Source organism: Sphingobacterium bovisgrunnientis (assembly GCF_009829085.1).
GTDB classification, from domain to species: Bacteria; Bacteroidota; Bacteroidia; order Sphingobacteriales; family Sphingobacteriaceae; genus Sphingobacterium; species Sphingobacterium bovisgrunnientis.
In genome coordinates this window covers 30253-50172 of record NZ_WUQY01000015.1, presented here as the reverse complement: position 1 = coordinate 50172, position 19920 = coordinate 30253, and the positions used below count along the sequence as shown (strand labels likewise).

The following is a 19920-nucleotide window of genomic DNA, read 5'->3' as shown; positions in this document are numbered from 1 at the left end:
GATTATTTATTTCTTATTTCAGTATTGTAAAGCTCAATACTTTCGTTGATGATATTTTGAGCATAAGCACGACCATAAAGGTTTTGAACCTCTACGCTCTTACCTTCTAATGCTTTATAATCTTGGAAGAAACGAACGATTTCTTTCATCGTATGCGGAGGTAATTCCGACAAATCGTTGATATAATTAACAGAAACATCGTTTTTAGCTACCGCAATGATTTTATCATCTTGTTCGCCACCATCAATCATGTGCATTACACCGATTACTTTAGCTTCAATCAGACTCATTGGATATACGTCCACCGAGCTAATTACTAAGATATCTAATGGATCTTTATCGTCACAATATGTTTGTGGAATAAAACCATAGTTTGCAGGGTACATTACCGAAGAAAATAAAACGCGATCCAATTTAATCAAACCACTATCTTTATCAATTTCGTATTTCGCTTTCGAGCCTTTAGGTATTTCGATTATAGCATTTACTGAATTTGGCACGTCGTCTCCAGGAGACACTTGATGCCAAGGATGTTGTGTACTCATTAATATTCTTACTGTTTATTGTTGTTTATTTTGATTTCTATTTTTTAGCCATCGCTTTATTACAGCAATGATGATCGGCAAAAACGCAATGACGATCATACCAATGACAATATATTCTACGTAGTTGATGATTTCAGGAAAGGCTGCGCCCAAATAATACCCTGATAGTGTCAATACGCCTACCCAAATTAAGGCTCCTGAGACATTGTAAAAAACGAACTTTTTGAAGTCCAATTTTACTACCCCAGCGAATATTGGTGCAAATGTACGAATAATCGGCACAAAGCGTCCTACAACCAAAGCAGATCCACCATATTTTTGGTAGAATTCTTCAGCCATTACAATATATTTCTGTTTGAAAACAACGGAATCCTTCCGTTTAAAGAGCATAGGCCCAGCTCGATAACCAAACCAATAGCCCGCAAAATTACCTGCTACCCCTGAACCAAGTATACCAAAAAACATAGTCGTAATGCTCACATCTATTTTATTTAATGCGCAAAACAAACCTGCTAGAAATAATAAGTAATCACCTGGTAAAAAGAAGCCAAAGAAAAGACCAGTCTCGGCAAATACAATCAAGCAAACTAAATAGAATCCACCATGACTTAGTAAATACTCCGGATCCATCAATTGCTGGAAAGAAATTAAAAAATCTTGCATAGTTGTTAGTTATAAGACAATAGCTGCTTTATATTATTCAGCATTGGTAACTTCTGATATTGCTTGACGAATATCTTCAGCAATTTTATTCATTTCATCAGCTGGCAATGATAATTTAGGTTTATCAAAGCTCATATCACTAACTTTATTTAACGGAATCAAATGAATGTGCGCATGTGCAACTTCTAACCCTACCACTGCTACACCCACTTTTTTACAAGGAAACACTTTCTTGATACCTTGAGATACAATTTTTGCAAACACCCACAACCCCATATATTCGTCATTATCAATATCAAATATATAGTCGGTTTCTTTTTTAGGAATAACCAATACGTGCCCTGGTGTCAGGGGAGATACATCTAAAAAAGCTAAAAAATCATTACTCTCAGCGACCTTATACGCAGGTATTTCACCAGCAATAATTTTCGAAAATATCGTAGACATAAAAATATATCAAATCAGTGTACCTGCAAATATAATAAAATATAAAAGAGAATATCATATATATTACATGGGTTTTGTTGTTCTTATTACATTAAAAAAACATAATCAAATAAAATGAGGATTCTGATTTTCATCGGAATCCTCATTTTATTTAAAAATATAAAGTATTAAAAGCGGTTATGGCAGCACCGCTCATAACCCCTATATGTATTATCTTGAAATCTCTAAAACTTCAAACTCAATTTCTCCTGCGGGTACTTTTACTACTGCTACATCACCTACAGACTTACCTAGCAAGCCTTGTGCAATTGGTGATTTTACAGAAATTTTCCCTGCCTTCAAATCTGCTTCTGTTTCAGATACCAATTGGTAAGTCATTTCTGCGCCATTCTTCTTGTTCTTGATACGAACGATAGATAACGCTAATACCTTACTCAGATCTAACTTTGATTCATCAATAAGACGAGCACTCGCCAATACATCTTCTAACTTCGCTATTTTAGCTTCATGCAACCCTTGAGCTTCCTTTGCAGCATCATACTCTGCATTTTCTGACAAATCACCTTTGTCACGTGCTTCTGCTATCGCATTAGCAATTTTCGCTCTACCTTCAGTTTTCAAGTAATGCAATTCTTCTTTGAGATTCGCTAACCCCTCTGCTGTGTAATAAGTTATTTCTGCCATAATATATATTTAAACTTAATTATTAACTACTAAAAATTTAACAAAAAAATAAACAAGACCATTCGCTCACGGAGAGAATGGTCTTGTTCATCGGTATACACGAAGATATACCAAATATATTATACTTCCAAATTAATAAAAATCTATTCCTCGTCTACAAATTTATAACCCAAACCACGAACGGTCTGTAAATAAGTAGGTTTATCTGGATTGCTTTCAATTTTCTTACGCAAACGAACCACATGCATATCGAGTGTACGCGTATTCACATTAGAACTGTATCCCCATACAACTTCCATCAATTCTTCACGGGTAATTTCCTTACCCATATTCTGCAAAAAATGTAATAGAATACGATTTTCTAAAATCGTTAATTCAATCTTTTTGCCTTCGCGAATTAAAGAGTGTATCTGTGGGTGATGTTCTGTATTGCCAAAAAAGTAAACATCTTTATTTGCATTTTTGGGCACAAAGAAACGCACCTTATTATCTATCATGGCCACCAATACATCCATATTGAATGGCTTAGTGATATAATCTGTGATACCATGACTATATGCATCGATCTTATCCACATCCTGCGACTTTGCAGTCATCATGATAATAATACTCTCGAAGCCTTGCTTACGAACCGATTGGCAAACATCTATACCCTCCTTACCAGGTAACATCCAGTCCAAAAGAACGATATCAGGTTGTACAGATAAGATCAATTCTTCTGCTTCTACCCCATTTCCAGCTTGAACTACTTTATAACGCTCTGTCTGCAAACGATGACTAATCAAGAAACGTAAATTTTCGTCATCTTCAATGACAGCAATTGTTATATCTCTATCCATATATTTTATACATTTTTCACTTCTATAGGAAATATCAATGTAAATGATGTACCTATATTAAGTTCGCTTTCTATTTTAATCTCACCACCCATGAATTCGGTGATTTCCTTACAAAACGCCAGGCCTAATCCTATACTACCTTGTTGGTTAAATTGATTCTTGACTCGATAGAATTTCTTAAAAATACTATTAAATTCTTTCTTATCTATACCTATCCCACGATCTTTGAATAAAATAACAAAATTTTTCTTAGTTTGTTCCACTTTTATTTCCAAAAACCGATTCGTCGGGTTTGAATACTTGTACGCATTGTCTATCAGATTTTGAAAAACAGAGTTTAACAATACTGGATCCGCATATATTTCATCCTTTACCTCCACACTATCCAAAAGTTGTAAGTCTGGATATTTGATTCGAGTAGATTCAAATACATGCTGACAAAACTCGTTTAAATCTATAAACTCTCCGTTGAATTTAATAGATTTATTTTCAATTTGTGCAAAAGAAAGCAACTTATTCATTAAGCTGTTGAGCTTATCCGCTTCTTGATCCAAAATACGCCCATACATCGCGCGCTCGGCATCACTAATCTGCTCTGCACTTTTAATATTATTGCCCGCAATTTTAATTACACTAACTGGAGTTTTGAATTCATGAGTGAGGTTATTGATGAAATCATACTGCAACTGAAACATCCTATTATTAATCAACACATTGCGATAAATCAAATAACCAATCAAAAGTAAAATCAAGTAGATTAAAACTAAAATACCTACTACAGGAAAAAACCACTTGTTAATTTCCTTGGTGAAATGACTTTGCGATGTTTCAAATTGCAATTTATAATCAGACAAAGCACCAGGTAGAGCGATTTCAGTTTTCAAATAAGCTTCTTCACTTAGAGAATATTGATCCACTACGGGCATTATACTTATGTGTTCGTATAGATTTCGGTACTTATTTTTGACTTGAATTTTCGTAGGTGAGATATAAAACACATAAAAATCCTGTTCGTAATTGGATTCTTGAAATTTATCATCTACCATCATATTGCGGAACGACAAAATATCAGTCATTCTCGGAATATTCATATATGAAATCTTTCCAGGTTGAATATTGTAAAAAAGTTTGTAAACTTCGGTATTGGAGATACGTGCGCTATCAATTTTATCTCGACCGAGATAGGTACACAATTTTAAGAAAATACTGTAAAGCTCCTCGTTGGAAGATAAATCACTGCTAGAAACCTGTTTTCTACTTTGTAATTTGTAATCCGAAGTAAGTTGGTATTGATAACTCGATTTGGCAGAAGCACCAAGATTGCCAATTCGCATTTGGCGTTCGATCGTATCGCTATTGGTAAAGACAATATCCGAGAAATCTATTTTCTGCACGAATGGATATCTACGTAATATTGAATTCGAAAAATCCTTTGCTTGCACAGAATCCATGAAACCCTGATAATAAGCTACTTCGGGAATTTTCTCCTGAAAAAACTCATTGAAATCACTTATGGTTTCATCAAAAACTTCAGTTTTACGGTTATTGAAATCTGTTTGGACAAAATTAGTTGTAATTGTACGCGCAAAAAACACAGAAATTACAAACAACAAAGTAACAAATAAAAGAAAGACTATTAATAAGCCAAAGTTCTTTCTATATCTCGAATCTATCTTAGCCATTATTTCATCTGCTCTTTCAGAAATGTTTCTATTATTTGATAAAATTCAATAATATTTTCTTCCTTTTTGAACTTTCTATTTTCGTCTTCTTTCCATACGTATTGCAAATCCACATTGTTACTTTTCAACTTCTGCACAAATTGATTAACATCTGTCATTGTATTATAACGATCTTTTCCCCCTTGAAACATCAAAATCGGCATTCTGATTTTTTCGGTATGAAATAGAGGTGAGATAGCCTTAAATAGCTCGTACTCCTTCTGTGGATCTCCAATTATTTTATAATACAATTGTTTGTATGAATTGTAATAAGGAGGCAATTCTTTAAAATAAGTAAACAAATTAATATAACCCGAAGAAGAAATAGCACATTTGTACATCGTTGGGTTAAAGCAAGCTGCGTATAGTGCAGAATAACCGCCAAATCCAGTACCCATGATAGCAATATGCTCCTTATCCGCAATACCAGTATGAATCAACCATGCCACACCATCATTTATATCGTTCTGAATTTCTCCACCCCACTGCTTGAATCCCGAAACGTAGAAGTCTTTTCCTAGACCTATAGAGCCACGGTAGTTGACCTGAAAAACAGCATACCCTCTATTGGCCAAAAATTGAACTTCCGAATTAAACCCCCACACATCACGTCTATTTGGGCCATCGTGTACCAATACCACCACTGGGTATTTATCTAGTTTTTTTAACGGATACGTAATATACCCCTTTATGCTTTTGCCATCCCGTGAGTCAAAAGTTACTTCCTCCATAGGAGAAAGCTGCTTGTCACGCAACGAAGGATTCAACGGTGTTAGTTCCCTAATTTTTCCTTTGTAATAATAATAAATACCACCTGGATGTGTATCAGTATAGGTTTTAAACAGTACTGTATTGAACGCACTATCTACATCCATTATATCTACACTATTACCTTCGAATTGAGCAGAAATTTTTGAGTAAATATTTTTCAACTCCGTGTTATAAATAATCGTTTCTTTCTTTTTGGAAAAAGCTGTAGAAAATAATACTTCTTGGCGCGTGAAAGAATAGCCTTCTGCATTCAAATCAACTTCATTATTGCTCGCCAAAATCGTTTCCTCTCCATTCTCCAAATTTAAGTTAACGACAGCTATCTTATCACGTCCTCTATTGGATAAAGCATAAATAGTATGCTTAGAATTGTTAACAGGACCCAATGGATATATCATCGAAGAAAAGTCTGTCTCTAATACATTTTGATAAGGTAGCCCTTCCTCTTCCCTGTACCAAAGTTTGTCTTCGACACTATCGCTAGATATAGCCAACCGCACCTTACCGTCGGATGATACAAACCACTCATTGAAATTATGTACATTCTTATCAACCAAAATAGGTTCATCGCCATTCAGCGGAATGCGGTATAAATCAATGACAGTAGAATCTCTCCTATTCATTTGAGCTAACAAATGACCATCAAAGGCTGTGGAAGGAGAAAGCCACTTTATGCTGTGTTTAGCTGGTTTTAAAAGTGTATTAATCTTTTCAGAATGAATATCAACGGTATAGAGACGCAAGCTATCCTGATAAGATTGTGCATTTGAAAAGACGATAGTATTATCGGTTGCCCAAAAATAATACTGCACATTCATGCTATTTTGGTAGGTAAGCTGTTTTGAAGAATCGGGATGCTCTAGATTAAGAATAAAAATATTTTTGCAGTGATCTTCTAAACCTAAATATGCTACCCACTTACCATTTGGAGATATCTTAAAACTAGTATGATCAGGTTTGTCAAAAAAATCTTCAATTGGAATGTGTTGATCGTGAACATTGCCACCACAACTCATTACCAATAATGATATTGATAAAAGCACACACCTGAATAACACCTTTATGTTCATAAAACCTCGACTTCTATTCAAATAAAGTAATTTTCTAACATATTTTAACAATTGCAACCTTAATTTTACAGCTTATTAGTCTTCAATTCCTAACTTTGTAGCATGTATCTATACAACATATCTATTATCGTCGACAATGATCGACACGAGATTTTGATTCAATGGGTGAAAGACAATTGGTTAAATACACTTCCCGCGCAAGCTAAGTTTTTGAAATTATTAGATTCCCCACATGAAGGGCATACATATTGTGTGCAATTGATCTTTGAAAACCCTTCAGAAATACCAACTTTCCAACAAGAAAAATTAGTAATTCTTCAATCGCATATTGCAACGAATCATTTGGAAAAAGCATTTCTTTTTGATAGTACAATGAAATACATCTAGCATTTTAGCGCAACCAAATAACAACAAAGTCTCCTAAAATATAGGAGACTTTGTTTCTTTATGACGAAATTTCTTGTACCATAGAATTGCTACGCCTCCGCCAATTAGAAAAGGCGCGGCAAGTAAAAAAAGTATTCCGTTGTTTAACCCTTTACCTTGCGTATTGCCATTTTGTGTACTATTTTCTGCATTTAACGAACACATAGCGCATTGGGCAACTACCTTGGTCGGAATTGTAGTTAAACCTACTGAAAGTGTAAAACAAATAAGAAGAATTCGGAATAATTTCATACCTCAAAGGTAACTAATTAAATATCAAAATTGTGTAAGAAAACTATTTCAATAACACGTTAAATTTCTCCCAAAAGCCATCTACAGGCAAAGGAGCTTCAATCAACATTTCTTCTTCCTTCACTGGATGTGCAAATGCTAAAGAACGCGAATGAAGACAGATTGTACGACGAAGTGAACCACGTGGATAGCCATATTTATTGTCACCAACAATTGGACATCCCATATAAGCCAATTGACAACGAATCTGATGTGTGCGTCCAGTCAACGGGGTTACTTTTAACAAATAATATCCATCTAAATGACCTACAATTTCGTAATCCAATTCTGCATAGCTACCATTCTTAACTTCCCTATCGTACGCTTTTGTCACCATTTTCTTCCGGTCACGCAACAACCAATTGGTCAATTTCCCTGCTTTATGAGGCGGACGTTCGCGTACTATAGCAAGATAAGTTTTTTGAACTTTGCGGTCGTGAAAAGCCTTATTCATACGATCCAACGATTTACTGGTTTTCGCCAGCAAAATCATACCGCTCACGGGGCGATCTAGTCGATGAATAACACCTACAAAAGCACCATTCGGCTTGTTATACTTTTTAGTCAAAAATTCATTGACCATTATTTCAAGTGACTTATCTCCCGAATCATCCACTTGAACGATGTCACCACCGCGCTTGTTTATTGCTATTAAATGATTGTCTTCGAATATGACATCATTTTCTGTAATTACAGACATTATAATTTTTAAAAGAATTACCTACTTAACTACTTCCTTTTGCTCTTCTTTTTCTTTCTTTTTGAAGAATCCTCTGAATAAAAAGTTGCTTTGTAAAGCTTCCATATTTTGGTCAAGCTTCTCCGTACTTGTATTCAAATTTCTTAATATTTGTTTGATCTCTTGCGCTGCTGCAGGGTCATTCGTCAATACGCCAATTGCGTTATCTTTATCGTTCAGACGAGAAGAAGTTTGATTTAAGTTCTCCACCAAAGCATTTGCTGTTTGTGTCACACCTTGTAACTGTGCGGCTGCATCACGCAACGACGCAAAAACTTTTGTGTCTGTAGTCAAATCATGGATAAGACCTTGATCGTTGTTTAATTTTTGAGTCAACGCTACTAAATTATTAACCGCAACACTTGCATCAGTCATAACCTTATTCATGGATTGTACAGAAGTTTTCAAATTGGTCGCAATCGCGTCATCAGTCATTAAAGCACCCACTGTACCTTTTCCATCCACCATTTGTTGAGAAAGTTTAGCAAAGTTTTGTGTAATAACGGATAGATTAGCTCCATTTTCTTGCAACATACCCATCATTTGCTCCATGCCTCCACTTGAACCCGTTTTTAAGACATCTCCTTCTTGAATTTGTGGAGTCTGAGCATTACCACCTACCAAACTAATGATCGAATTTCCAATCAAACCATCAGAGCCCAAAGTCGCCAATACATCCTTACGAATAAATTGACTGTTTTTCTCCTCAATATTCATTGTTACACGCACATTTTCAACTCCTTCGAAAGCTATCTCTTTAACAATACCGACTTTCACACCTGAAAACCAAACATTGTTACCAACTTTAAGTCCTTTAACATCCTTGAAATATGAAGTTACTTTTAGGTTTTTACTAAATTTGTTTTGCTGTGTACCCATTACAAGTATACCTGCAACCAAAATTATTAATCCAATAAAAACAAAAAGCCCTACTATTAACGATCTTTTATTTTCTGAAGCACTCATTATTAATATATTACACTATAAAATTATAATCATAAAACGGTTTGACACGTTCATCATCCGTATCAAATATTTCGGAGAAAGCTCCTTGCCTTTCAAATCGGCCATCCAATAACATCACCATGCGATCACCTACCATTTTAGCACAAGCCAAATCGTGGGTAATGATAATCGAAGAAGTTTTATACCGTTGCTGCACTTCGTTGATCAACGTATTAATTTCTAAACATGTGATCGGATCCAAACCCGCTGTAGGTTCGTCATACAGCATGATATCAGGTCTTAAAATCAATGTACGTGCAATACCTATCCTTTTTTTCTGACCACCAGAAAGTTCAGACGGCATTTGGTTAATAGCTTGAGATAATCCTACTCCTTCCAATACATCTTCCACCTCACGGTTAATCTCTGCGCGAGAAAGATTACGTTTGTTACGAACAAGTGGAAATTCTAAATTTTCACGCACTGTCATACTATCGTACAGCGCACTATTCTGAAATGAAAAGCCAATTTTCAAGCGCAATTGCATTAATTCACGTTCTTTCAGATCATTCACAACTTCGCCCAATACATTAATCGTGCCCGAATCTGGCTTCAATAAACCAGAAATCAATTTTATAAGCACAGATTTACCTGTTCCAGAACGACCTAAAACCACTAAATTTTCGCCTTCAAACAATTTCAAATCCACGTTTCGTAGAATCTGTCTATCGCCGAAAGATTTACTTACATCATCAACATGAATTACAGCGTTGTCATAATTTATATGCGATTTTGCTTTTTCCATTATTGTGTGATTAGAGGTGTAATAATACCCAAAAGTTGTACAATCAATAATTCTTCGATGAAGACGATAAACATAGAAGCAACCACAGCTGAGTTGGCTGCTTTACCGACACCCTCTGTACCTTTTGAGGAATAATATCCAACATAACAACTTGCAAATCCAATTGTAAATCCAAACACCACAGCGCGTAAAACCATTGCGAATAAGTCAATCATTTGGATCGAATCGAATACTTGTGAAAAGAAACTCAACAAACTCAAATCATCTACTGCGCTAATGCTTAAGTATCCACCGAAGAGTCCAATTCCCGCTACATAAAAACACAATACAGGAATCATTATCGTTGTGGCAATAATGCGGCTAACAATCAAAAATTTGAAAGGATTTGTACCTGAAACTTCCATCGCGTCGATTTGTTCCGTTACGTTCATCGAACTTAATTCAGCGCCAATTTGTGAACCCACTTTACCTGACGCAATTAATGCTGTAACCAAGGGAGCTAGTGCACGAACTATTGCAATTGAAATCAAAGCTGGCAACCAAGATGTTGCCCCAAATTCTTCTAGAGACGGTCTCGATTGTTTTGTGAAAACAAAACCTACGATAAAACCTGTTAATGAAATCAATGGAAAAGACTTCCACCCAACTTCATAACATTGTCTAATAATTTCCTTAAACTCAAATGGTGGACTTACAACTTCGCGAAAAAAACGCATCAAAAAGCGATGCATTCTAGCAAATTCGAGGAGTAAATTATTGATTTTCCTTCCCATTTATATTTCTTATACGAATTAGATAAATTAAAAAGTACTATACATAAAGTATAGCGCAAATGTACAAATTTTTAAGCGACCGCTCTTATGTATAGCTAAAATTACAAATACTAATAATCGATAAATTGTTTTAAATGACATCGAATAAACATTAATATCCCTATTGCGTAAAAATATTTAACGAATATTTACAACTTGTTGATACAAATGCACAATTATATTTCATCGAATTAAACCATCTTCCTCTTCGCATTGTCATACCCACAAAATTGATTACAAAAAGAGAATATTTACATTTAAAATTATACGATATGAAAAACTGGAAATTTACCCACTACATGTCCGCGATAGTAATCGCACTTTCCAGCATCTTGTTCCTAAGCAATGCTAAAGCACAAGTATATGGACAAGTTTCATTAGATATATTTTATGACGAACTATCACCTTACGGTGATTGGGATATGGATCCTACTTATGGGGATATTTGGTATCCAAACGAAGGTAGAAATTTCAGACCATACAGCACAAATGGCTATTGGACAATGACAGAATATGGCAACACATGGGTGTCTAATTACGCATGGGGTTGGGCTCCCTTTCATTATGGTCGCTGGGTACACAATTCATATCGGGGATGGGGATGGATTCCTGGCTACGAATGGGGACCTGCATGGGTAGACTGGCGTTCGGGTAATGGCTATTATGGCTGGGCGCCAATGATGCCACGTTCAGGAGTTAGCATTTCTATTCATATTCCGGTGTCAGCATGGTGTTTTGCGCCTGTAAGACATATCTACTCGCGCAATTTTCATAGACATGCGTATTACGGACGTACTAACATTTACAATAGAACGACTATAATCAACAATACATATGTAGTGAATAACAATCATTATTATGGAGGTCCATCACGTAGAGATGTAGAACGTGCTATTGGCAGAAGAGTGGATGTTCGTAGCGTAAGACAATCAGACCGCCCAGGAGCTTCTCGTATAGACAACAGAAGTGTATCTATTTACAGACCTGATCGCGATAATAACAGAAAAACAAGCCGCTCCGTATCTCCAGAAAGAAGATCTGCAACAAACTCTAGAGAAGTGAATAGAAATGAGAACCGTGTTGACAACAGCAGAAGTGCAGCTAGAAGCGCGCAACGTGAATTGCATATCGGTAGCGATGGAAACACTACTATTCGTGATAGAAATAACAGAACAGAAGAGCGTGCTGTAACTAATAGAAATACGAATGAAACCACGCCAAGAAATACGTCCAGCAGAAATACGGATAATGTAAATCGTAATACGGACAGAAGTGCTAGAACTGTGGAGCGCAGTCCGGTAACAAACAACAATACAGATAATAACCGTGTGAATCGTGAACGCAGTAATGTACAAAACAGAGAATCTGTAAATTCAAGAAACTCAGCTCCACAACAACAACAACGAGTAGAGAGATCTCAGCCACAACGCGTGGAAAGAACAGAAGCACCACGAGTGGAGAGAACACAACCGCAACGTCAAGAGCGTGCGCAACCACAAAGAGAGCAAAGAACACAAGAGCGTAGTGTGAGAAGCAGCACACCAGTGCAACAAGCATCACATACGCGTAGTTCTCAATCTTCGAGTACGACTGTTGCGCGACAATCTTCTCCACGTGTAGAACGTTCTGCTCCTGCATCGAGCAGTAGATCAGCAGGAACTTCACAACGCGGAGGAAACGGAAACAGCTCTGAACGTAGCAGAAGATAATATAAGAATAAAATCATAATTCATCTATTTAGCGGGCTAGGACATCTTAGCTCGCTTTTTTTATGTATTTTCGATTAAATTTTGGTCGAACAATTTCATCTTATTTGGGATTTCAACTTTATAATTACTTCTTATGGCAAAACTCGAATCCATATTAGATAATGATTTCTATAAGTTCACCATGCAGTATGCAGTGATCAAATTATTCCCAAGAGCAAAAGCTAAATATCAGTTTATCAATAGAGGAAAACATCAATACCCTGATGGGTTTGGAGAGAAGCTGAAAGAAGCTATTCAAGAATTAGGAAAATTGAAATTATCGAGAGAGGAGAAAAATTTCTTTGCAGAAACATGTCCTTATATTGATCCAACTTATTTCGATTTTCTTCAAGGTTATCGCTATGATCCAGATGAAGTAACGGTTACGCAAGAAGGACCCGAATTGACGGTAAAAATCGAAGGATATTGGTACCGCACAATTCTGTGGGAAGTACCGATTATGTCGTTGATCTGCGAATTGTATTACGAAACCACTGGCCTACAGCGTGTGTCTGACGAAGAAGTCGCTACAATTGTTGAAAGCAAAATGCAGAAATACGACAAGCTGGATATTACAATAGCAGATTTCGGAACTCGAAGAAGACATTCTTTTGCTGTTCATGATTTGGTTATAAAAACACTTAAAAACCACAATTCAAAAACCTTCATTGGAACGAGCAATGTGTATTTGGCAATGAAATACCAGACCAAGCCCATAGGCACGCATGCACACGAATGGTTTATGTTTCATGCCGCAAAGTTTGGTTACAAAATGGCAAACTTATTGGGGTTGGAAAATTGGGCAGATGTCTATCGTGGAGATTTGGGAATTGCCTTATCAGATACGTATACTACAGAAGCTTTTTTCAAACAATTTGATAAAAAATTGACCAAATTATTTGATGGTGTGCGTCATGATTCGGGGGATGCAATTGAATTTGCGCAAAAAACAATCAACCATTATATCAGTAAAGGAATAGATCCAAATTCTAAAACCATCATTTTCTCCGATGGCTTGGACTATAATAAAGTTGAACGTATTGTCAACTTTTGCAAAGGAAAAATAGGAATATCCTTCGGTATCGGGACAGACTTCACGAATGATGTAGGTTTAGAACGTATGAATATTGTGTTGAAAATGACTGAAACACTACCAGAAGATGGCGAATGGACTCCCGTTATCAAACTTTCGGACGAAGCAATGAAACATACAGGAGATCCCGAAGAGATTGAATTAGCAAAAAGATATTTACAGATTGATGAGCACACATAGAGACGTTTACGGCGAAGCACTTGCCGAATATTTTGAGAAGGAAGAATTAAGCTCACCTTTATTATTGCACAGCACTTACGGTGATATCGAAGAAATGCCGGTAGAAGTGTTTTTTCGAGATTCAGAAGATTTCCCAGAATTGGAATTTATCGCACTATCACTTTGTGATGGTAAAGTCTTGGATGTGGGCGCAGGTGTTGGTGCGCATGCATTGTATCTTCAAGAGAAGAAATTTGATGTTACAGCATTAGAAATTTCGCAAACGGCATGTAATATCATGCAACAACGTGGTGTGCAAAAAATTGTACAGCAAGATTTCTTTGATTTAGCAGATCAGCAATACGACACACTTTTATTTTTGATGAATGGAATTGGTTTAGCGGGATCGCTAGATGGATTTCGTGAATTATTAGCTCACAGTAAAAAATTATTATCCGAAAAAGGTCAATTGCTTTTTGACAGCTCTGACATCTCCTATTTGTATGACGAATACCGCATCCAAAGACCTGAATATTATTTTGGAGAAATTGGTTACCAATATGAATTTAATGGAGTCAAAGGGGAACCTTTCAAATGGCTTTACTTGGATCAAAAAACATTAATCAAAGTAGCGCATGAGGAAGGTTGGGTCGTTCAGATTCTTTTCGAAGATGAGAATGATCAGTTTTTAGTAAGAATGGAACCAAGGAAATAATTTGTACCGTCATTCCAGTCCTCATTCGTTGGAATGACATATAATTTATTTTCAGCAATTTTCGGATTGTGTAGGCGAAAAAGAAGTAGGACATTTGAATATGGAGATGTCACAAGATATACTGAATTACAATAGAATAGCCAAAGCAATTGCTTTCATTCAAGCTAATTTCAAACAACAACCTAGTTTGGAAGAAATTGCTGAAAATGTGCATTTGAGTCCTTTTCACTTCCAACGTTTATTTCAAGAATGGGCAGGTACTACGCCTAAGAAATTTTTGCAGTTTATAAGTTTGCAATACGCCAAGAAAATTCTTCAAGAATCAAAGTCTACAGAAGAGGCAACATATGAAACAGGATTAAGTAGTTCAAGTCGCTTGCACGAACTCTTTGTGAATATAGAAAGTATGACTCCCGCTGAATTTAAAAATGCTGGAGCTTCCTTAGTTATATATTACAGCACACAAACCACACCTTTTGGCGAAATTTGTATTGCTTCGACTCAAAAAGGAATTTGTCATATTTCCTTTATTGATGAGCAAGAAAATCCGATTCAAAGTTTGCTGCAAAATTTCGCGAATGCGCAAATCATTCATCAAGAAATGTCTATCCATCAAGAAGTAATTCATTTTTTCACCAATACTGCAACATTGACCTCTCCACTTCATTTGCATTTAAAAGGAACTCCCTTTCAACTAAAAGTCTGGGAAGCTTTATTAAAAATCCCACAAGGTCAGCTCCAAACTTATGGAGACATCGCGCAACGAATTGGCAATCCAAAATCTTCAAGAGCTGTAGGTACAGCCATTGGAAGCAATCCAATAGCTTTTCTGATACCTTGTCACCGTGTCATTCAAACTTCTGGATTGTTCGGTGGTTATATGTGGGGACCGATTCGCAAAACAGCCATTATCGGCTGGGAAAATGCGAAGATTAATGTAAGTAGTGATGAAACTTTTTAACACAGCCGATCCATTCAAAAATCATTTGCCTCATGATGGAACAGTTAATTACTATGGGAATGTTATTGCAAATCCAGACCACTACTTTCAGAGCTTATTAAATCAAATAGACTGGCAACATGATCAAGCGATTATTTTTGGAAAGTTAGTAACCACCAAACGTAAGGTAGCTTGGTACGGCAATAAGGCATTCAACTATAAATATTCTGGCATTGAAAAAGTAGCTTCCCCGTGGAACACTATACTTTTAGAACTGAAATGTCTAGTAGAGAAGATATGTGGAGAAACTTTTAATTCTTGTCTGCTGAACCTATATCACGATGGCAGCGAAGGTATGGCATGGCATAGTGATGGTGAAAAAGATTTAAAGAGAAACGGAGCTATTGCATCTTTGAGTTTTGGGGCAGAACGAAAATTTTCTTTTAAACATAAAACTACTACAGAAAAAATTGATCTAATTTTGGAAAATGGCTCTCTCTTAATAATGAAAGATGAGACTCAAACGAATTGGCTGCATCGGCTACCACCGACCAAGAGAGTTAATTCGCCACGTATCAACCTTACTTTTCGAACTATCGTCGAAAAATAGAATGTAACAATTCTAATGACCTAGTTTTTGGACGATACAATTCCAGCATTCTTATTTATCTTTATTCAACACCACCAATTTTCTAAGTTGATGAAGAAAATATACCTTGTAATTCTATTTATTGCGCAAATCACTTTTTCCCAAGCGCAAATCACAACTCCAAAAGAACATTTTGGCTTTGCTATTGGAGATGATTATCATTTAGCTAACTTCACTCAAACGGAAGCTTATTTCAAAAAAATAGCTAAACAATCTGATCGAATTCGCTATAAAGTTATTGGTAAGACAGAAGAAGGCAGAGAGCAACCTATGCTCATTATTTCCGCACCAGAGAATCTCACCAAACTTGACCATTACCAATCCATAGCACAAAAATTAGTACGTGCTGAATTACCTGAAACTGAAGCAAAGAAATTAGCCAAAGATGGAAAATCTGTGGTATGGATTGACGGTGGATTGCATTCGACAGAAACTGTTGCGATGCACCAACTCATCCAAATCGCCTATCTTCTGGCAAGTCAAAGCGATGATGAAACAAAAAATATACTTGAAAATAGCATCATACTTCTGACCCATGCAAATCCAGATGGGCAAGAATTAGTTAGCAATTGGTATATGCGTGAATCTGTACCGGAAAAAAGATCATTAGCCAATTTGCCAAAACTCTATCAAAAGTATGCAGGACATGATAACAATCGGGATTTCTTTATGTTGAATTTGAAAGAATCACAGAATATCGCAAAGCAGTTATTCATTGAGTGGAATCCACAAATAATGTACAACCATCACCAAACAGCACCTGCTGGTGCGGTTGTAGCAGGCGCTCCTTATCGTGATCCGTTTAATTATGTATTTGATCCACTTGTGATTACAGGAATTGAATCATTGGGGGCAGCTATGGCTTCGCGATTATATGCCGAAAATAAACCTGGTTATACCCAGCGTGGGGGTTCTGTTTTCTCAACTTGGTATAATGGCGGATTGCGGACCACAACTTATTTTCATAATACCATTGGCTTACTTACCGAAATTATTGGTGGACCCAATCCTTTTGAAATTCCATTAGTACCGTCACGATTAATTCCAAATAGCAATACACATTATCCAGTCATTCCCCAAACATGGCACTTCAAACAATCCATTGAATATTCTACTTCGTTGAATTACGCTGTTTTAAATTATGCTGCAAAATTTAAAGAAGAATTGTTGTTTAATATCTATAGAATGGGTAGAAACTCCATAGAAAAAGGCAATCAAGATACTTGGTCCTTGTCACCTAGTAAAGTCGCTGTGGTGGAAAAAGCTATTGAAAATCTAAAAGCGCAAGATGAAAAACTAAAAAATCAACGCGGCAATCCCAAACAAGCGATTGACTCATTACTAAAAAATCCAAAACACCGTGATCCACGTGCGTATATCATTTCTGCGCAGCAGTATAATCCAGCGACAACATTACGATTTTTAAATGCACTTTCTGCAAATGGAATTCGTATCGAAAAAGCCAATGAATCATTTAGTGTCAATGGCAAGAACTACCCAGCGCAAAGTTATATCATTAAGACAAATCAAGCCTTTCGACCTCATATCTTAGATATGTTTGAGGCACAAGATCACCCGAATGATTTTGAATATGCTGGAGGCCCTCCTATTCCACCTTACGATGCTGCTGGATGGACATTGGCTTATTTGATGCACATCAATTTTGATCGTGTCTTTGAGGAAATAACTGAAAATTTCACGATTTTACCGTTTGGTGAACCTTTAAAAATAATTCAACAACCTATTGCAGAGGGAAAATTCCTAACTCTTTCGAATCAAGATAACGAAAGCTTTCGTGTAATTAACGAACTGATTAAGAAGAAAATTAAAGTTTACCGTACAAACAAAGGTGAATTCATTGTAGCGAATAATGCATTTTCGAAAGAACTACTTTCAAGCTCAAGTCTTGCAACCAAAAGAATAGATAAATTACCTTCTGATGTGAAAACAATTAAAGTATTACGGATTGGCCTGTGGGATACTTATGGTGGAAGTATGCCTTCTGGCTGGACGCGTTATATATTTGAAAAATATGGATTTGATTACAAAGTTATCTATGCACCAGAATTGGATAAAGGAGATTTAAACAAAGAATTTGATGTAATTTTATTACCGAGTAATGCGCTTGTAAGAACTTCTTCTAATCCTATTCCTGATAATATCCCAGAAGAATATGCTTCGCGGTGGGGAAATATGACTGAAGAAAAAACAGTTCCCCAATTAGAAAAATTCATCAAAAACGGTGGTCATCTTATATCAATAGGAAATAGCTCAAGCATTGTGGAAGATTTAAAAATTGAGGTAACTAATCATTTGGTGGATAATGAAAACAAACCGCTGAAACGCGAAGTTTACTATACACCTGGCTCTGTACTAAAGGCTAATGTGGATAATTCTAGCAAATCAGGTCTTGGTTATCCTGAAGAAATTGATTTTTATTTCGCAAATAATAATGTGTATCGCATTCAAGATTCTTCGATCAAACCTCTTTTATGGTTTTCTTCGGATAAAGTATTAAAAAGTGGTTGGTCTTGGGGTGAAAAACACCTTAAAGATGGTATCCTAGGCTTTGAAAAAAGTATAGGAAAGGGCAAAATCACGGTTTTCACGCCTGACATTACTTTTCGAGCGCAAGCTCACGTTACATTTAAATTGTTGTTCAACAATTTGTATTAAAACAATAAGAGCAAGCTCATAAGAACTTGCTCTTATTGTTTATGGCAATTTATTTTATTTCACCAAAGCAGCCTCAATCAATTCTGCGTAGAAATCAGATTCTTTCATACCGAAAGCTCTTACTTGCTGTGGAATAAAACTTTGAGCAGTTTGTCCAGGGATGGTATTAATTTCAATAAAATAAAATTTATCCGTTTCATTTTCCAAGAAGAAATCCACACGCACCATACCTTTGCAATTCAGACGTATGTAAATTTCTATGATAATTCGTGCAGCACGTTCTTGTTGCTCTTGCGTCAAATCAGCGGGAGTAATTTCTTCCGTTAACCCAGGAACATACTTGGCTTCGAAATCAAAAAACTCACGTGTAATTTTAACTTCAGTAGCAGGAAGCACCACCAATTCACCTATTGCGTTTCTAAAAATCCCTTGTGAAAATTCTCTACCCGACACAAACTCTTCCACCAACACTTGAGCGCCTGTATTTTCAGCATCATAAGCTTTATCAATAGCTTCTTGTAATTCTTCAGCAACTTTTACTTTGCTCATTCCGATACTTGAACCTCCAGCATTGGGTTTCACAAAATAAGGCAACGCTAATTTTTCTTCGACTAATTGAACAGCTTCATTTCTATGATTTTCGAATAATAAAACTGATTTTGCGACATTTAATTCGGGAATATCAGCTATGATTGATTTCGTATACCCTTTATTCATCGTTAAGGAAGAAGTCAATGCATTGCACGATGTGTACGGTAAACCGACCATATCAAAATATCCTTGTAAACGCCCATCTTCGCCAGGTGTTCCATGCAAAATGATAAATGCGACATCAAAGTTGATTTTAACATTATTTAACAACAATGAAAAATCATCTTTGATAACTGTATGCTTGACGCCTTCAGCATCGGTATAAAACCAACCTTCGGGAGTGATATCGATTATATATATATCGTATTTATCTTTGTCTAATTGGCTGTAGACGAATTTTGAACTTTTGTAAGATACTTCAGCTTCACCTGTATATCCACCTGTGACTAATGCTACTTTTGTTTTCATGTTAAGGGATTCTGTTCGCAAATATAATTTGTGATACACGGAAAAACGAATATTTTTGCTGAATATTCGTTAGGTTAATCCCCTATAGATAACTTAACTTTACATCATCAAAATAAAAACACG

Annotated in this window: 20 protein-coding genes; 7 read left to right on the top strand and 13 right to left on the bottom strand. The window is 36.1% G+C overall.

What is annotated here, in order from left to right; all coding sequences use genetic code 11:
- Positions 1-2: 2 nt before the first annotated feature.
- The 7 genes from GOQ16_RS09060 to GOQ16_RS09030 all read right to left on the bottom strand — a co-directional run bounded on the left by GOQ16_RS09060 (position 3) and on the right by GOQ16_RS09030 (position 6740).
- The gene (locus tag GOQ16_RS09060) at positions 3-545 is read right to left on the bottom strand and encodes an inorganic diphosphatase (protein ID WP_149915562.1); all 543 of its coding nucleotides are present in this window, start codon (positions 543-545) and stop codon (positions 3-5) included.
- 15 nt (positions 546-560) lie between these two features.
- Positions 561-1208: a DedA family protein gene (locus GOQ16_RS09055; RefSeq protein ID WP_160068990.1), complete on the bottom strand. Its 648-nt coding sequence runs from the start codon at positions 1206-1208 to the stop codon at positions 561-563.
- A gap of 33 nt (positions 1209-1241) precedes the next feature.
- The gene (locus tag GOQ16_RS09050; RefSeq protein WP_149915560.1) at positions 1242-1655 is read right to left on the bottom strand and encodes an HIT family protein; all 414 of its coding nucleotides are present in this window, start codon (positions 1653-1655) and stop codon (positions 1242-1244) included.
- Between the two features lie 210 nt (positions 1656-1865).
- A complete protein-coding gene (greA, locus tag GOQ16_RS09045; protein ID WP_149915553.1) occupies positions 1866-2339 on the bottom strand; it encodes a transcription elongation factor GreA in 474 nt (157 codons plus the stop codon).
- A 143-nt stretch (positions 2340-2482) separates the two neighbouring features.
- Positions 2483-3178: a response regulator transcription factor gene (locus GOQ16_RS09040; protein ID WP_149915552.1), complete on the bottom strand. Its 696-nt coding sequence runs from the start codon at positions 3176-3178 to the stop codon at positions 2483-2485.
- 5 nt (positions 3179-3183) lie between these two features.
- Positions 3184-4860 (bottom strand): sensor histidine kinase, encoded by a 1677-nt coding sequence (locus tag GOQ16_RS09035; protein ID WP_160068989.1) that lies wholly within the window; start codon positions 4858-4860, stop codon positions 3184-3186.
- Positions 4860-6740, bottom strand: coding sequence for a S9 family peptidase (locus GOQ16_RS09030; RefSeq protein WP_160068988.1), 1881 nt, complete (start codon positions 6738-6740; stop codon positions 4860-4862). The genes GOQ16_RS09035 and GOQ16_RS09030 overlap by 1 nt, the downstream gene beginning before the upstream one ends.
- A 102-nt stretch (positions 6741-6842) precedes the next feature.
- Here GOQ16_RS09030 and GOQ16_RS09025 point away from each other — a divergent pair, with 102 nt between their 5' ends.
- Positions 6843-7127, top strand: a complete 285-nt coding sequence (locus tag GOQ16_RS09025) for a DUF4286 family protein (protein ID WP_160068987.1) — start codon at positions 6843-6845, stop codon at positions 7125-7127.
- Positions 7128-7160: 33 nt separating this feature from the next.
- On the opposite strand, the gene GOQ16_RS09020 is transcribed toward GOQ16_RS09025, so the two are convergent.
- The 5 genes from GOQ16_RS09020 to GOQ16_RS09000 are packed head-to-tail and all read right to left on the bottom strand — an operon-like array spanning position 7161 to position 10719.
- A complete protein-coding gene (locus GOQ16_RS09020; RefSeq protein WP_160068986.1) occupies positions 7161-7418 on the bottom strand; it encodes a hypothetical protein in 258 nt (85 codons plus the stop codon).
- 43 nt (positions 7419-7461) lie between these two features.
- The gene (locus GOQ16_RS09015; protein WP_160068985.1) at positions 7462-8157 is read right to left on the bottom strand and encodes an RluA family pseudouridine synthase; all 696 of its coding nucleotides are present in this window, start codon (positions 8155-8157) and stop codon (positions 7462-7464) included.
- 21 nt (positions 8158-8178) lie between these two features.
- Complete coding sequence (locus tag GOQ16_RS09010; protein ID WP_160068984.1) at positions 8179-9162, bottom strand: MlaD family protein; 984 nt, start codon at positions 9160-9162, stop codon at positions 8179-8181.
- A 10-nt stretch (positions 9163-9172) separates the two neighbouring features.
- Positions 9173-9946 (bottom strand): ABC transporter ATP-binding protein, encoded by a 774-nt coding sequence (locus GOQ16_RS09005; RefSeq protein WP_160068983.1) that lies wholly within the window; start codon positions 9944-9946, stop codon positions 9173-9175.
- Positions 9946-10719 (bottom strand): MlaE family ABC transporter permease, encoded by a 774-nt coding sequence (locus GOQ16_RS09000; RefSeq protein WP_149915544.1) that lies wholly within the window; start codon positions 10717-10719, stop codon positions 9946-9948. Before GOQ16_RS09000 ends, GOQ16_RS09005 begins: the two co-directional genes overlap by 1 nt.
- A 311-nt stretch (positions 10720-11030) precedes the next feature.
- On the opposite strand from GOQ16_RS09000, the gene GOQ16_RS08995 reads away from it, so the two are divergent.
- From GOQ16_RS08995 to GOQ16_RS08970, 6 genes are all read left to right on the top strand, one after another.
- Complete coding sequence (locus GOQ16_RS08995) at positions 11031-12467, top strand: DUF6600 domain-containing protein (protein WP_160068982.1); 1437 nt, start codon at positions 11031-11033, stop codon at positions 12465-12467.
- Between the two features lie 133 nt (positions 12468-12600).
- The gene (gene pncB / locus GOQ16_RS08990; RefSeq protein WP_160068981.1) at positions 12601-13779 is read left to right on the top strand and encodes a nicotinate phosphoribosyltransferase; all 1179 of its coding nucleotides are present in this window, start codon (positions 12601-12603) and stop codon (positions 13777-13779) included.
- Positions 13766-14473: a class I SAM-dependent methyltransferase gene (locus GOQ16_RS08985; protein WP_160068980.1), complete on the top strand. Its 708-nt coding sequence runs from the start codon at positions 13766-13768 to the stop codon at positions 14471-14473. The genes pncB and GOQ16_RS08985 overlap by 14 nt, the downstream gene beginning before the upstream one ends.
- Positions 14474-14573: 100 nt before the next feature.
- Positions 14574-15434 (top strand): methylated-DNA--[protein]-cysteine S-methyltransferase, encoded by an 861-nt coding sequence (locus tag GOQ16_RS08980; RefSeq protein ID WP_160068979.1) that lies wholly within the window; start codon positions 14574-14576, stop codon positions 15432-15434.
- Positions 15421-16023 carry an alpha-ketoglutarate-dependent dioxygenase AlkB family protein gene (locus GOQ16_RS08975; RefSeq protein WP_160068978.1) on the top strand — a complete coding sequence of 201 codons (603 nt, stop codon included), beginning with the start codon at positions 15421-15423 and terminating at the stop codon, positions 16021-16023. Before GOQ16_RS08980 ends, GOQ16_RS08975 begins: the two co-directional genes overlap by 14 nt.
- 90 nt (positions 16024-16113) lie before the next feature.
- The gene (locus GOQ16_RS08970; RefSeq protein WP_160068977.1) at positions 16114-18738 is read left to right on the top strand and encodes a M14 family metallopeptidase; all 2625 of its coding nucleotides are present in this window, start codon (positions 16114-16116) and stop codon (positions 18736-18738) included.
- Positions 18739-18792: 54 nt separating this feature from the next.
- On the opposite strand, the gene GOQ16_RS08965 is transcribed toward GOQ16_RS08970, so the two are convergent.
- Positions 18793-19797, bottom strand: coding sequence for a D-alanine--D-alanine ligase (locus GOQ16_RS08965; RefSeq protein ID WP_160068976.1), 1005 nt, complete (start codon positions 19795-19797; stop codon positions 18793-18795).
- Positions 19798-19920: the final 123 nt, after the last annotated feature.